This window comes from Pseudomonas sp. RIT778, assembly GCF_019718735.1.
Classification (GTDB): domain Bacteria; phylum Pseudomonadota; class Gammaproteobacteria; order Pseudomonadales; family Pseudomonadaceae; genus Aquipseudomonas; species Aquipseudomonas aphyarum.
Window position 1 is genome coordinate 1 of record NZ_JAIHBA010000021.1, and the last position, 13,856, is coordinate 13,856.

General features: G+C 60.9%; 14 protein-coding genes. 7 read left to right on the forward strand and 7 right to left on the reverse strand.

The window, feature by feature from the left end:
- The first annotated feature begins 13 nt into the window (after positions 1-13).
- Genes K5E37_RS15545 through K5E37_RS15555 form a run of 3 tightly spaced genes read left to right on the forward strand, consistent with a single transcriptional unit; the run spans position 14 to position 1,873 of the window.
- Positions 14-388 (forward strand): septal ring lytic transglycosylase RlpA family protein, encoded by a 375-nt coding sequence (locus K5E37_RS15545; protein ID WP_201819026.1) that lies wholly within the window; start codon positions 14-16, stop codon positions 386-388.
- A gap of 46 nt (positions 389-434) precedes the next feature.
- The gene (locus K5E37_RS15550) at positions 435-1,496 is read left to right on the forward strand and encodes a calcium/sodium antiporter (RefSeq protein ID WP_085608070.1); all 1,062 of its coding nucleotides are present in this window, start codon (positions 435-437) and stop codon (positions 1,494-1,496) included.
- Positions 1,493-1,873 (forward strand): carboxymuconolactone decarboxylase family protein, encoded by a 381-nt coding sequence (locus K5E37_RS15555; RefSeq protein WP_007953619.1) that lies wholly within the window; start codon positions 1,493-1,495, stop codon positions 1,871-1,873. Before K5E37_RS15550 ends, K5E37_RS15555 begins: the two co-directional genes overlap by 4 nt.
- Positions 1,874-1,882: 9 nt before the next feature.
- On the opposite strand, the gene K5E37_RS15560 is transcribed toward K5E37_RS15555, so the two are convergent.
- The 5 genes from K5E37_RS15560 to kdgD all read right to left on the reverse strand — a co-directional run bounded on the left by K5E37_RS15560 (position 1,883) and on the right by kdgD (position 8,442).
- Positions 1,883-2,824, reverse strand: a complete 942-nt coding sequence (locus tag K5E37_RS15560) for an AEC family transporter (RefSeq protein ID WP_064382550.1) — start codon at positions 2,822-2,824, stop codon at positions 1,883-1,885.
- A 179-nt stretch (positions 2,825-3,003) separates the two neighbouring features.
- Positions 3,004-4,557, reverse strand: a complete 1,554-nt coding sequence (gene garD, locus K5E37_RS15565) for a galactarate dehydratase (RefSeq protein ID WP_221534372.1) — start codon at positions 4,555-4,557, stop codon at positions 3,004-3,006.
- A gap of 11 nt (positions 4,558-4,568) precedes the next feature.
- A complete protein-coding gene (locus K5E37_RS15570; protein WP_221534373.1) occupies positions 4,569-5,930 on the reverse strand; it encodes an MFS transporter in 1,362 nt (453 codons plus the stop codon).
- Positions 5,931-6,029: 99 nt separating this feature from the next.
- Positions 6,030-7,469 carry an aldehyde dehydrogenase family protein gene (locus K5E37_RS15575; RefSeq protein ID WP_221534374.1) on the reverse strand — a complete coding sequence of 480 codons (1,440 nt, stop codon included), beginning with the start codon at positions 7,467-7,469 and terminating at the stop codon, positions 6,030-6,032.
- A gap of 61 nt (positions 7,470-7,530) precedes the next feature.
- Positions 7,531-8,442 (reverse strand): 5-dehydro-4-deoxyglucarate dehydratase, encoded by a 912-nt coding sequence (gene kdgD / locus K5E37_RS15580; RefSeq protein ID WP_007953624.1) that lies wholly within the window; start codon positions 8,440-8,442, stop codon positions 7,531-7,533.
- 236 nt (positions 8,443-8,678) lie between these two features.
- Here kdgD and K5E37_RS15585 point away from each other — a divergent pair, with 236 nt between their 5' ends.
- From K5E37_RS15585 to K5E37_RS15600, 4 genes are all read left to right on the forward strand, one after another.
- Positions 8,679-9,977 carry a phospholipase gene (locus K5E37_RS15585; protein ID WP_221534376.1) on the forward strand — a complete coding sequence of 433 codons (1,299 nt, stop codon included), beginning with the start codon at positions 8,679-8,681 and terminating at the stop codon, positions 9,975-9,977.
- 11 nt (positions 9,978-9,988) lie between these two features.
- Positions 9,989-10,180, forward strand: coding sequence for a hypothetical protein (locus tag K5E37_RS15590; RefSeq protein ID WP_221534378.1), 192 nt, complete (start codon positions 9,989-9,991; stop codon positions 10,178-10,180).
- Between the two features lie 102 nt (positions 10,181-10,282).
- Complete coding sequence (locus K5E37_RS15595; protein WP_221534380.1) at positions 10,283-10,657, forward strand: hypothetical protein; 375 nt, start codon at positions 10,283-10,285, stop codon at positions 10,655-10,657.
- Positions 10,658-10,793: 136 nt separating this feature from the next.
- A complete protein-coding gene (locus K5E37_RS15600) occupies positions 10,794-11,165 on the forward strand; it encodes a hypothetical protein (RefSeq protein WP_221534382.1) in 372 nt (123 codons plus the stop codon).
- Between the two features lie 22 nt (positions 11,166-11,187).
- Here K5E37_RS15600 and K5E37_RS15605 read toward each other — a convergent pair whose 3' ends face one another.
- Both K5E37_RS15605 and K5E37_RS15610 read right to left on the reverse strand, forming a co-directional pair.
- A complete protein-coding gene (locus tag K5E37_RS15605) occupies positions 11,188-11,934 on the reverse strand; it encodes a FadR/GntR family transcriptional regulator (RefSeq protein WP_085608064.1) in 747 nt (248 codons plus the stop codon).
- Positions 11,935-12,039: 105 nt separating this feature from the next.
- Positions 12,040-13,767 carry an ABC transporter ATP-binding protein/permease gene (locus K5E37_RS15610; protein ID WP_085685681.1) on the reverse strand — a complete coding sequence of 576 codons (1,728 nt, stop codon included), beginning with the start codon at positions 13,765-13,767 and terminating at the stop codon, positions 12,040-12,042.
- Positions 13,768-13,856 lie beyond the last annotated feature (89 nt).

Genomic DNA, 13,856 nt, shown 5'->3' on the forward strand with positions numbered 1-13,856 from the left:
TGGGAGCTTTTGAATGAAACGTCTGCTCGGCGCCTGCGCCCTGCTCTCTTTGCTGGCCGGTTGCGCCAGCACCGATGTCATCGACCCGCACGGTTACGACCAGACCGGCGTCGCCTCCTATTACGGTGCCAAGCACCACGGTAAACGCACCGCCAGCGGCGAAGCGTTCAACCAGAATTCCCTGACCGCCGCCCACCGCCAGTTGCCGTTCGGCACGCGGGTGAAGGTCACCAACCTGAAAAACGATGAATCCGTCGTGGTCCGCATCAACGACCGTGGCCCGCACACCCGTGGCCGTCTGATCGATGTTTCACGTGCGGCAGCCGAACAGCTCGGTATGCTGCGCAGTGGAACCGCCCGGGTCAGGATCCAGGCCCTCGACGACTGATGGAGCGTCCACCATTTTCGGACTGACCGACTTACCCTTGATCAGCGTGATCGAATTGCTCAGCGGGCTGTTCCTGCTGATCGCCGGCGCCGAGCTGATGGTGCGCGCCGCCGTGCGCCTGGCCGCGCGCCTGCATGTACGACCGCTGATCATCGGCCTGACGATCGTCGCCCTCGGCAGCAGCGCCCCGCAAATGGCCGTCAGCCTGCAAGCCGTGCAGGCGCACACGCCGGACATCGCCGTTAGCAGCGTGATCGGCAGCAGCATTTTCAACATTCTCGTCACCCTCGGCCTGTCGGCGCTGATCATTCCGCTGCGGGTGTCGCGGCAACTGGTGCGTCTCGACATCCCGTTGATGATCGGCGCCAGCCTGCTGGTGTTCGTGCTGGCGTGGAATGAAGAGCTCGGGCGCTTCGACGGCATTCTGTTGCTCGGTGCCCTGACGCTTTACCTCGGATTGTTGCTGCGCCAGTCGCGGCACTCAGCCCGCCCGCATTCCGATCAACCGCATGATCCGCAGGCGCCGTGGTTCACCAGCCTGCTGATGATTGTCGGCGGTCTGGGCATGCTGGTGTTCGCCGGGCACTTGCTGCTGGGTGCAGCCGTGGTCGTCGCCACTGACCTGGGATTCTCCGAGCGGGTGATTGGCCTGACCGTGGTCGCGGTCGGCACCTCGCTGCCGGAACTGGCCACATCGTTGATCGCAGCGCTGCGCGGTCAGCGGGACATTGCAGTCGGCAACGTGATCGGCGCCAACCTGTTCAACCTGCTCGGGGTGCTGGGCCTCACCGCACTGATCGCGCCGACGCCGCTGTCGGTTTCGCCGAACGCGCTGGATTTCGACCTGCCGGTGATGCTCGGCGTCGCCGCGCTGTGCCTGCCGGTGTTCTATTCCGGTTATCGCGTGACCCGGGCCGAAGGTTTGCTGCTGTTGGGTTTGTATCTGGCGTACGGGCTGCACGTGGTGTCGTTCACCACCGGCATGCCACTGGCCGGCAAACTCGAGCGATTGATGCTGTTTTATGTACTGCCGACGCTGCTGACGTTTCTGTTTTTCACGTCCGTACGCGCCTGGCGCCGCCAACACCACAAGAAGGATGTGCCATGACCGAATCGAAGAAATCCGGGGTTGAAGTCCGCCGTCAGGTAATGGGCGACGCGTTTGTCGACCGCGCGCTGGGCAACGCCACCGAGTTCACCCAACCGTTGCAGGATTTCGTCAACGAACACGCCTGGGGCGGCGTGTGGAATCGCGAAGGTTTGCCGCTGAAAACCCGCAGCCTGATCACCCTCGCTGCACTGACTGCGTTGAAGTGCCCGCAGGAATTGAAGGGCCACGTGCGCGGTGCGTTGAACAATGGCTGCACGATCGATGAGATCCGCGAAGCGCTGCTGCATTGCGCGGTGTACGCCGGCGTGCCGGCGGCGATCGATGCGTTCCGCGCGGCGCAGGAAGTGATCGACAGTTACCAGAAGCCCGAGTAACCGCCGGCCTTAGATCCACCCGCCCCACTGCAAGAAGAAGATCCCGATGTTGGTGGTGATCGCCGCCATCAACGTGGTCAGCACGATGATCGCCGCCGCCAATTCATGATTGCCCTGGGCCGCACGGGCCATGACAAAACTGGCGGCGGCGGTCGGGCTGCCGAAGTACAAAAACAGAATCCCCAGCTCCGCCCCGCGAAAGCCCCACAGCCATGCGCCCAGCGTGGCGATCACCGGCAGGCCGACCATCTTCACCAGACTCGAACTGAGCGCCATCTTGCCGCTCTTGCGCAGCGCCGCCAGCGACAGCGTGCCGCCAATGCAGATCAGCGCCAGTGGCAACGTGGTCTGCGCCAGATACTGACCGGAGGTTTCCAGCCAGCCCGGCAGACCGATCTTGAAATAAGCGAACGGCGCTGCCGCGATCACGCTGATGATCAGCGGATTGCTGACCACGCTTTTGCAGATGCTCCACGGGTCCGACTTGATCACTGGGCTGTAGACCGCCAGCACGATGGTCGACAGGGTGTTGTAGAACAGGATCACCAGCGCCGCGAGAATCGCCCCGAGGGAAATCCCGTAGTCGCCATACATGCTCGCCGCCAGCGCCAGGCCGATCACCCCGTTGTTACCGCGAAACGCGCCCTGGGTGTAGATACCGCGATCTTCACGCGGACAACGGAAAATCGCCCAGCCCCAGGCCACGGCAAAACTGACCAGCGTGGCCAGTGCGAAATAGATCAGCAGCGCCGGTTGCAGCGCGGCGTGCAGGTCAGCGTGCAGAATGCCGAGAAACAGCAGCGCCGGCATGGTGACGTTGAACACCAGCGACGATGCCGTGTGGATGAAGTTGTCGTTGATCCAGTCGATGCGCTTGAGCAGCACACCGAGAAACAGCATGGCAAACACCGGCGCGGTGATGTTCAGGGTTTCGAGGAAGATTGCCAGCATGCCGGGGAGCCTTGGAGGTGAGCGTCGTTAGGGAGCTAATGATAAGCCACTTTCACCCTGATCGTTCCCACGCTCTGCGTGGTAACGTCTCCTGTGACGCTCCGCGTCACGCTGTTGGGACGCGGAGCGTCCCCGGCTGCATTCCCACGCGGAGCGTGGGAACGATCAACGGGGTGGTCTCAGGTGATAGGCGCCGGATTGAACAACGTAATGTCGTTATGCAGCTTGTGCTTCTCCGCCCACGTCTGCTGCTTGCCGCTCGCCACATCCAGGTAGTAGTGGAACAACTCCCAGCCCAGTTCCTCGATGGACGCACGCCCGGTAGCAATCCGCCCGGCATCGATGTCGATCAGATCCGGCCAGCGCTGCGCCAGCTCCGTACGGGTCGAAACCTTCACCACCGGCGCCATGGCCAAGCCGTAAGGCGTGCCACGACCGGTAGTGAACACATGCAGGTTCATCCCCGCCGCCAGTTGCAACGTACCGCAGACAAAATCACTCGCCGGCGTTGCACAGAAAATCAAACCCTTCTGCTTGAACCGCTCACCCGGGCCGAGCACACCGCTGATCGCGCTGCTACCGGACTTCACGATCGAGCCCAACGACTTTTCGACAATGTTCGACAACCCGCCCTTCTTGTTGCCCGGCGTGGTGTTGGCGCTGCGATCCGCTTCACCCTTGGCCAGATAACGGTCGTACCAGTCCATCTCGCGCACCAGTTCCTCGGCAACGGTTTTGGACTGCGCCCGTGAAGTCAGCAGGTAAATCGCATCGCGCACTTCGGTGACTTCGGAAAACATCACCGTCGCGCCCGCCCGCAGCAGCAAGTCCGAGGCGTAACCCAGCGCGGGGTTGGCGGTAATGCCGGAAAACGCATCGCTGCCACCGCACTGCATGCCGAGGATCAGCTCCGACGCCGGCACGGTTTCGCGGCGACGCTGGTCGAGTTTCTTCAGGCGGACTTCGGCCAGTTCCATGATCTGCTCGATCATCTCGGTGAAACCGTGACTGGAATCCTGCAAGCGATACAGCCACGGCTCGCTCAGATCCACCGAGGCATCGTCCTCGTGCATCACCTGCCCGGCCTGCAATTTCTCGCAGCCCAGACCGATGACCAGCGCCTCGCCACCGAGGTTCGGGTTGCGCGCCAGATTGCGCACGGTGCGGATCGGGATGTAGGCGTCGGTGGCCGTGATGGCCACGCCGCAACCGTAACTGTGGGTCAGCGCCACCACGTCATCGACGTGCGGGTACCTGGGCAAGAGCTCGTCCTTGATCCGCTTCACCGCGTGATCCAGCACCCCGGTGACGCATTGCACGGTGGTGGTGATCCCGAGGATGTTGCGCGTGCCGACGGTGCCGTCGGCGTTGCGATAACCCTCGAACGTGAAGCCTTCCAGCGGTGCCTGCGCGGCCGGCACATCGGTAGACAGCGGCAGGCTGTCCAGCGGCGGCGCGGTCGGCATGCGCAGTTGATCTTCCTTGACCCAACTGCCACGGGGAATCGGCTGCAACGCGTAGCCAATGATCTGGCCGTAGCGAATCACCGTGCCGCCCTCGGGAATATCCACGAGGCTGACCTTGTGACTTTGCGGCACAAAATCCACCGTCACCAGGCCATCGGCAAATGCGGTGCCGGCCGGCACGCCCTGGTCATTGACCACAACCACTACGTTGTCCCGCTCGTGCAGGCGGATGTAGCGCGGCGAGTCAGAATGTTCAATCAACTGCATGACGCCGCTCCTCAGGAATGCGCTTGAGACAATTTACCAGCTGCTTCGGAACCACCGTTGGTTGGCGGCTCTTTCAGGACCACACGCTTGATCGGGCCGACGATCACCAGATAGCTGAACACCGCCACCAGCGCGTTGGCGCCGACGAACACCAGCGCCCATTTGAACGAACCGGTGGAGCTGATGATGTAGCCGATGACGATCGGGGTGGTGATCGACGCGATGTTGCCGAAGGTGTTGAACAGGCCGCCGCTCAGACCGGCGATCTGTTTCGGCGAGGTGTCGGACACCACCGCCCAGCCCAACGCGCCCACGCCTTTGCCGAAGAACGCCAGGGCCATAAAGCCGACCACCATCCATTCAACGTCGACATAGTTGCAGGCCACGATGCTGCTCGAAACCAGCAGACCGGCAATGATCGGCGCCTTGCGGGCGAAGGTCAGCGAATGGCCCTTGCGCAGCAGGTAATCGGAAATCACCCCGCCGAGGACACCGCCGATAAAGCCGCAGATCGCCGGCAACGAGGCAATGAAACCGGCCTTGAGGATGGTCATGCCGCGATCTTGCACCAGGTACACCGGGAACCAGGTCAGGAAGAAATAAGTGATGCCGTTGATGCAGTACTGGCCCAGGTACACGCCGAGCATCATGCGGTTGGTCAGCAACTGGCGGATGTAATCCCATTTCGGCCCGTCGGATTTTTTGCCTTTCTGGTCCATGTCGACCATGCCGCCGTTGTCAGCGATGTGCTTGAACTCGGCATCGTTGATGCGCGGGTGTTCACGCGGGCTGTAGATCACTTTCAGCCAGACCAGCGAGAAGATGATGCCGAGGATACCCATGACGATGAACACGTGCTCCCAGCCAAAGGAGAACACGATCCAGCCCATCAGCGGTGCGAACAGCACGGTCGCGAAGTATTGCGCGGAGTTGAAGATCGCCGAAGCGGTACCGCGTTCAGCGGTCGGGAACCATGCCGCGACGATACGGGCGTTGCCGGGGAACGATGGCGCCTCGGCCAGACCGACCAGGAAGCGCAACATGAACAGCGCGACGATGGCCGTGGACATGCCGAACTCACCGACGAAGCCTTGCAGCACGGTGAACAGCGACCAGGTGAAAATGCTCAGGGCATAGACTTTTTTCGAGCCGAAGCGATCGAGCAGCCAGCCGCCGGGAATTTGCCCGGCCACGTAGGCCCAACCGAAAGCAGAGAAGATGTAGCCGAGGGTGACCGCGTCGATGCCGAGGTCTTTTTGCAAACTGGAACCGGCGATCGCGATGGTGGCGCGGTCGGCGTAGTTGATCGTGGTCACCAAAAACAGCATGAGCAGGATCAAATAGCGGACGTGAGTCGGCTTGGACGATTGCATGTAGATGTACTCCCACTGATTATTTTTATGCGGGTAAAACATTCTTTGGTCTTGTGCCGCGCAGGGCCTCAGGCGAAGGCCCGGCGCGGGTGCAGCGATTTACGAACCGATGTAGCTGGTCTTCACGACCGTGTAGAACTCTTGCGCATAGCGGCCTTGCTCACGTGAGCCATAGGATGAACCCTTACGGCCACCGAACGGAACGTGGTAATCGACACCGGCGGTCGGCAGGTTGACCATCACCATCCCGGCCTGGGAATGACGCTTGAAGTGGTTGGCGTACTTCAGCGACGTGGTGGCGATACCCGCCGACAGACCGAATTCGGTGTCATTGGCCATGGCCAGTGCAGCGTCGTAATCGGCTACGCGGACGATGTTGGCCACCGGGCCGAAGATCTCTTCGCGGCTGATGCGCATCGACGCCTCGCTGTCGGCAAACAGGGTCGGCGCGAGGAAGTAACCCTCGGTGTCACAGGTCACCAGACCGCCGCCGCTGACAACACGTGCACCTTCGGACTGACCGATGTCGATGTATTTCAGGTCCTGTTCAAGCTGCGCTTGCGAGACCACCGGACCGATGTCGGTACCGGCCTTCAGCGCGTGGCCGACCTTGATCGACTTCATGCGCTCGGCCATGGCTTCGACGAACTTGTCGTGAATCCCGGCGGTAACGATCAAGCGGCTCGACGCGGTGCAACGCTGGCCGGTGGAGTAGAACGCGCTCTGCACCGACAGCTCGACCGCCTGCTTGAGGTCGGCGTCGTCGAGAATGATCTGCGGGTTCTTGCCGCCCATTTCCAGCTGAACCTTGGCCTGGCGCGACACGCAGTTGACCGCGATCTGACGCCCCACACCGACGGAACCGGTGAAACTGATGCCGTCGACTTTCGGGCTGTTGACCAGCGCTTCACCGACCACGCGGCCACTGCCCATCACCAGGTTGAACACGCCGGCCGGGAAGCCTGCGCGGGAGATGATTTCGGCCAGCGCCCAGGCGCAACCCGGCACCAGATCCGCCGGCTTCAACACCACGCAGTTGCCGTAGGCCAGGGCCGGGGCGATTTTCCACGACGGGATGGCAATCGGGAAATTCCACGGGGTGATCAGGCCGACTACGCCGAGGGCTTCGCGGGTGACTTCAACGTTGACGCCCGGGCGCACCGACGGCACGTAGTCGCCGGACAGACGCAGGCATTCACCGGCGAAGAACTTGAAGATGTTGCCGGCGCGGGTCACTTCGCCGATGGCTTCGGGCAGGGTCTTGCCCTCTTCCCGGGCCAGCAGGGTGCCGAGTTCTTCGCGGCGGGCGAGGATTTCAGTACCGACTTTGTCCAGCGAGTCGTGACGGGCCTGAATGCCCGAAGTCGACCACGCCGGGAACGCGGCGCGCGCGGCGTCGATGGCGGCGTTGACCTGAGCCAGGTCAGCCTTGGCGTAATCGCCGATGGTGTCGCTCAGCTCGGACGGGTTGATGTTGACCGAGTAATCGTTGCCGGCGACCCATTCACCGTTGATGTAGTTGTCATAGCGCTTGGTCACGAATCATTCTCCTGACGCAAAAGGCCGCTGATCGCTCAGCGGCCTTGTTTATAGAGTTGTGTTACTGCGCACCTTGCTTGTCGATCAGCGCGGCGAGCATTTCGTACTCTTCGCGGGTCAGGTCGGTCAGCGGCGCCCGCACCGGGCCTGCGTCATAGCCGGCGATCTTGGCGCCTGCCTTGACGATGCTCACGGCGTAACCGGCCTTGCGGTTGCGGATGTCCAGGTACGGCAGGAAGAAGTCGTCGATGATCTTGCCGACAGTGGCGTGATCTTCGCGGGCAATCGCGTGGTAGAAGTCCATCGCGGTTTTCGGGATGAAGTTGAACACCGCCGACGAGTAGACCGGCACGCCCAGGGCCTTGTAGGCCGCGGCGTAGACTTCGGCGGTCGGCAGACCACCGAGGTAGCTGAAGCGATCGCCGAGACGACGACGGATCGACACCATCAGTTCGATGTCGCCCAGACCGTCCTTGTAACCGATCAGGTTCGGGCAGCGCTCGGCCAAACGTTCCAGCAGCGGCGCGGTCAGGCGGCAGACGTTGCGGTTGTAGACCACCACGCCGATGTTGACCGATTTGCACACCGCTTCAACGTGGGCGGCAACGCCGTCCTGGCTGGCTTCGGTCAGGTAGTGCGGCAGCAGCAACAGACCTTTGGCGCCCAGACGCTCGGCTTCCTGAGCGTATTCGATGGCCTGGCGGGTCGAACCGCCGACACCGGCGAGGATCGGCACGCTGCTGGCGCAGGTGTCGACGGCAGTCTTGATGATTTCCGAGTATTCGCTGGCAGCCAGGGAGAAGAATTCACCGGTGCCACCGGCGGCGAACAGGGCTGAAGCACCGTACGGGGCCAGCCATTCCAGGCGTTTGATGTAGCCAGCGCGGTTGAAATCGCCCTGAGCATTGAAATCGGTCACCGGGAACGACAGCAGGCCGGCGGAGAGGATGGACTTCAGTTCTTGTGGATTCATTATTCGAACACCCTGGTAGCAACGTTTTTTTGTGAGTGGACCGTTCAGCCTTCGCCGAAGTTGTAGGTCATCGTACAACTTAAAAGATAACCGTCAACTGCATTTCATCGCTGGAGGGCATTTTTTGTCGGACAAGATTTCTTTTTGACGTAGGAGATTTCTCGACTAGGCTCGATTTAACTGTATATGCATACAGCTAAATAAGAATCCACCGACGACATATCAAGGAGAAAGAAATGTCCGGTCTACAAACAAAATGCCTTGAAAAACCCTCACCGGTCATCGCCCGATTCGATGATCTTTTTACTCCCGGCGGCATCACCTTCAGCGCCGAAAATCCACACCTGTTGCTGCACATCGCCGACTCGCACAGCGATGTCGAACCCGTGACCACTCCGCCCGCTCAAGCCTTGAAAGGCAAACCGCAGTTACGCTTCGAGGGCGCGGAACACACGGCTATCGGCGATAACACCCGGCTGCGCTTTGTTGAAAATGCCGAGCCGGTGCTTGCGCAAAACGTAGCGCTGCATCTGCCGAACGGGTTGGCGCTGACCTACGGCCAGGTGCTGGCGCTGGGTGGTGATTTCTATGGAATCGTCGACCGCCCGATCAACGAAGGGTCGACCCCGGCTGATCGCCTTCAGCGCTTCACGGCGGCCTTCGACACTCTCGCCACGCTGTCGGCCTCGAAGATCGAGGCGACGCAAATTCTCGCGATCATGCAAAAAGAGATCGACGCGGTTAAACAGGCGATCAAGGACGGCAAGCAACCTCATGAGGCTTACGACGCTTTGGGAGATACGTTGTCGGAAGAGTGGAACAAAATCACCGGCGGCGGCAGTTTTGTTTCGGCGCTGTTCCCGCTCGGTCGCTACCTGAAACTGGCAGCAAACAACGCCGACCACTTCGGCGAATGGGCCCGTCAGGCCTACATCGCCGGGCACACCGCCGCCCTGCAAACCGCCGCTGCCGCCCACGCCAGTCAGGACGAACTGCAATTGGAACGGGCCTACGCGATGAACGCGTTCGCCGACCACTACCTCACCGACCTGTTCTCTTCCGGGCATTTGCGAGTGCCGCGCAAGGCCATGGCCGCCGCCGTGACGCCGAGTGACCTGGGCTCGCTCATCACACGTTTCATGCATGACGAAGACAGCAAGTTCGGCCTCAAGGTGCGCAACGGCCATGGCGAGCAATGGCGGGCGTTCGGTGACAAGCGCTACTTCGACGCCACGGACGCCGACAACCGCAATCAGGTGACTCTCGCGGTGCAGGATTCGGCAGACGAGGTGTATGCCGCGTATTCAAGCGGCAATGTGCCGGCCACCTTCAACGCGCTGCAACGGCTGCCGGATCTGACGGCCGTGCTGGATCCGGCCAACAACTTCTCGCCACTGTTCCGCCTTCAGGGCAACAAAGTCCTGCGGCGCAAGGACGTCAACAACCTCAACGACACCGCCACCGTCGACGACTGGTGGGGCTGGAGCACTTACTTGCTGCTCAAGGACTATCACCCGACCGGCAACACGAATTAAGGAGCGATTCGATGACGATTAAATTGAAACTGGACCTGGCCTCGGGCCAATCGATGAAAGGTGCGCCGCTGCAATTGCTGCGCGACGGCGTGGCCATCGCCCGGGCGTCGGTGGACGCTCAGGGCCAGGCAACGTTCGACGTCAGGCCCGGCCCGGGCAAACTCGCGGTCAGGGTAGATCGTTCGATTCTGCCCAAGAGCTGAAATGCCCGGACAAGATTGCCCCGGCGCGCCTCATCGATTCGCCGGGTAAAGTGCGACGACTGCCGCGAAGGATCGCGGCAGATCTTTCAAGGAGAACGAAGCATGACGTTTGCCGCTGCACACCTTCCGCAATTCCCCGATCACGCCAGCGACTCGATCATCCTGCGGTTATCGACTCTGGATGACGACCTGATCGTTCAGGTACCCGATGGCCAGAACACACCGCCGAACTGGGATGTGTACCCGATCCTCGGCGATGATCCGGAAGAGCCTGAATGGCTGGGTTTGTCGGAGCCGACCGGCGTCTGGGATGACGCACTGGATGACATGGTCGGCATGACGGGAATTGAACTGAGCATCCCCAGATTCGAACTGGAAAAGTACCTGAACAGTACCGTTGAGCTGCGCTACAAGTTCGCCGATGAGTCCAGTCTGGAGCCGTGTTCCGAACCGTTGAAACTGTACATCGAAGCTTGATCGTCACGCATGACGGGATCAATGACGACCGTTTGTCGCCACTGTCATTTCTGACAGTGGCGCACCGGCACACAAAGAAGCTCAACTGGCGGGGTGCAATAAGATTGCACTCACCCCGGCTCAAGGAGAGTTTGTCATGCAGACACTGCAAGTATCACCTTTAAATCTACTTGCCCCAGCGGAAGCACCTCAGGCGCCAAATGGAGTGCTGGACACCCAAAAACTGGATGGCGTTTTTCTGCTCGATTTCTTTTATGAGGGGAAAGCAGCAAACCAACAGATCGACATAACAATTGAAGTCAAGCCCGACCGCTTTAGCCCCCCTATTCCATGGGGCACCAGATTTACGACCTCGACAGCCGGAAAGGAACAGGTCTCTCTGAATTCAAGAAGCCTTTTCGGCTATCAATTCAAAAGTGGGTCCGTAGTAATCAGCTACCTCGTAACGATAGACGGCCCCCCGCAACCATCAAAGGCATTACCGTTATCTATCGTCGACACCGCATGACGTTTTCCCGCCCTTCCAGAGTTCAACCCTGCGCCTGCGCCTCTTCATGCGCCTGACGCAGCCGTTCGCGGCTGTTGGTCAGGTGCAGGCGCATGGCCGCGCGGGCGGCATCGGAATCCTGGCGGGCGATGGCCTCGTAGATTTCCTCGTGCTCGCGGCTCAGGCGATTCATGTAGTGCTGCTGATCGTCATGGGCCAGACGCGCCGAGTTCAGGCGCGTGCGCGGAATGATGCTGGTGCCCAGGTGGGTCATGATGTCGGTGAAGTAGCGGTTGCCGGTGGACAGCGCGATTTGCAGGTGGAACTGGAAGTCCGACGCCACCGCATCACTGGCGTGGGCGACGCTTTCGTTCAGCGCATCGAGGGCAGCACGCATGGCGGCCAGTTGTTCGGCACTGCGACGCTGCGCGGCGAGGCCGGCGGATTCGGTTTCGAGGCTGATGCGGAGTTCGAGAATCGCCAGCACGTCACGCAGGGTGACCACGGTGGCGGGGTCGATCCGGAAGCCACTCGGGCTCGGTGTATCGAGCACGAAAGTGCCGATGCCGTGGCGGGTTTCAACCTGACCTGCGGCCTGTAGCCGGGAGATTGCCTCGCGCACCACGGTGCGGCTGACGCCATGGGCTTCCATGATTGCCGACTCGGTGGGCAATTTGTCGCCACGCTTGAGCAGACCATCGCGGATCTGCTCGGTCAGCACCGTCACCAGTTCCTGAGCCAGGCTGCGGCGCTTGCGAGGGAGGCGCGGGGTGTCGATCGGGTTTTCCATGGTCTGCGTTTGTCTCGAAATATCGGCTTGAGGGGCATCATAGCGCAAGCGGGTTGTACGATCACCGTCCTCTGTGGGAGCAAACTCCCACAGAGTCAGAGCCTGTCACGCGGTCACGGTCTGTTCCACCAAGTGCCCGCCATCGATCCGCACATGCCGTGGATGGAAGCGCTTGAGGCTGCTGCGATGGCCGACGCTGACGATGCTCAGGCCCGGCAACTGGTCGATCAGCGCCTGATACAGCGTGGCTTCGTCTTCTTCATCCATCGCCGATGTCGCTTCGTCCATGTACAGCCATTGCGGTGCATAGAGCAGCGCGCGGGCGAAGGCCAGACGTTGCTGTTCTCCCGGCGAGAGCATGCGCTGCCAGTGGTTGGCCTCGTCCAGTCGAGCCACCAGATGCGGCAGACGGCAGGTTTCCAGCACTTGTGCATAACGCTCAGGCGCGTAGGTGTCGCCCGGTTGTGGATAACTCAAGGCGTCGCGCAGGGTGCCGATCGGCAGATACGGTTTTTGTGGCAGGAACAGATAACGCGAGGCCGGCAAGCGAATACTGCCGTGCCCGGCTGGCCACAAATGGCCCATCGCCCGCAGCAGCGTGGATTTACCGCTGCCGGAGCGGCCACTGAGCATCACGCGGTCGCCCTGCTCCACGGTCATGTCGGCGCTGGTCAGCAGATGACGACCGTCGGCTAGATCTAGGCCCAGGTTATGAACCTTCAACTCATCGCCCTGATTCTGCACGTCGATGGCCGGTGCACGTTCTTCGTTGTCGGTCATGGCCTGGCGGAAACTCAGCAGACGATCACACGTGGCGCGCCACGCGGCGAGATCCGCATAAGCGTTGATGAACCAGCTGAAGTTCTCCTGCACGTTGCCGAATGCCGAGTTGATCTGCATCAGCTCACCCAGTTCGATCTTGCCGGTCAGGTAACGCGGGGCCGCGACGATGAACGGGAAGATGATTGCGATCTGGCCGTAACCCGAGGTGAAGAACGTCAGGCGCTTGGACACCCGCATGATGTCCCAGAAGTTGTGCCAGACCAGACCGAAGCGGTTGCTCAGGCGACGATTCTCGTTCGGCTCGCCGTTGTACAGCGCAATGCTCTCGGCGTTTTCACGCACCCGCACCATGGAGAAACGCAGGTCAGCTTCGAAGCGTTGTTGTTGGTTGTTCAGGCCGATCAGGCGTCGACCGATCAGGTGCGTCAGCCAGCTGCCGACCGCCGCGTACAGCAGCGCACACCAGAACATGTAGCCGGGAATCTCGATGCCGAACACCTCGATGCTGCCGGAGACGCCCCACAAAATGATCGAGAACGACACCAGGCTGACCACCGTGCGAATCAGGCCCAACGCAAGACTCAAGGTGTTGCTGGTGAAGGTATTGAGGTCTTCGGAAATCCGCTGGTCAGGGTTGTCGGTGTAGCCGCCCTGCTCCAGCTGGTAATAGTTTTTGTGCCCGAGCCAGCGCTTGAAATGGTTCTCGGTGAGCCAAGCCCGCCAGCGGATGGTCAGCATCTGCGTCAGGTACAGGCGATACACTGCGCCGAGGATCGCCACCGCCGCAATGCCGCAGAAATACAGGATTAACTGCCAGAACGCCGCCTCGTCTTTCTTTTGCAGGGCGTTATAGAAATCCTTGTACCAACTGTTGATCCACACCGAGATCGCCACGCTGAACAACGTCAGCGCGATCACGGCGATCAGCAACGTCCAGGCCTTGCCCTTCTCTTCGCTGCGCCAGTAAGGCGTGGTCATGGCCCACACCTTGCGAAAAAACTGCCCGCGCACAGTATCGTTGACCGCGGAATATTCAGCGTTCTGATTCATGGAAAAGGCTCGATAAAGAAAAGAACAGACACGCACCGATCATAGATGATCGGTGCGCTTTATCGCGAGGACTGGCGATGGTCGTTCAG

Bases quoted from the DNA above. Each gene is read 5' to 3' on its own strand.
- K5E37_RS15570 (WP_221534373.1), bottom strand. From the start codon at position 5,930: ATGCAATCGTCCAAGCCGACTCACGTCCGCTATTTGATCCTGCTCATG.
- K5E37_RS15610 (WP_085685681.1), bottom strand. From the start codon at position 13,767: ATGAATCAGAACGCTGAATATTCCGCGGTCAACGATACTGTGCGCGGG.
- K5E37_RS15585 (WP_221534376.1), top strand. From the start codon at position 8,679: ATGTCCGGTCTACAAACAAAATGCCTTGAAAAACCCTCACCGGTCATC.
- K5E37_RS15560 (WP_064382550.1), bottom strand. From the start codon at position 2,824: ATGCTGGCAATCTTCCTCGAAACCCTGAACATCACCGCGCCGGTGTTT.
- kdgD (WP_007953624.1), bottom strand. From the start codon at position 8,442: ATGAATCCACAAGAACTGAAGTCCATCCTCTCCGCCGGCCTGCTGTCG.
- K5E37_RS15555 (WP_007953619.1), top strand. From the start codon at position 1,493: ATGACCGAATCGAAGAAATCCGGGGTTGAAGTCCGCCGTCAGGTAATG.
- K5E37_RS15545 (WP_201819026.1), top strand. From the start codon at position 14: ATGAAACGTCTGCTCGGCGCCTGCGCCCTGCTCTCTTTGCTGGCCGGT.
- K5E37_RS15605 (WP_085608064.1), bottom strand. From the start codon at position 11,934: ATGGAAAACCCGATCGACACCCCGCGCCTCCCTCGCAAGCGCCGCAGC.
- K5E37_RS15600 (WP_221534382.1), top strand. From the start codon at position 10,794: ATGCAGACACTGCAAGTATCACCTTTAAATCTACTTGCCCCAGCGGAA.
- K5E37_RS15590 (WP_221534378.1), top strand. From the start codon at position 9,989: ATGACGATTAAATTGAAACTGGACCTGGCCTCGGGCCAATCGATGAAA.
- garD (WP_221534372.1), bottom strand. From the start codon at position 4,557: ATGCAGTTGATTGAACATTCTGACTCGCCGCGCTACATCCGCCTGCAC.
- K5E37_RS15595 (WP_221534380.1), top strand. From the start codon at position 10,283: ATGACGTTTGCCGCTGCACACCTTCCGCAATTCCCCGATCACGCCAGC.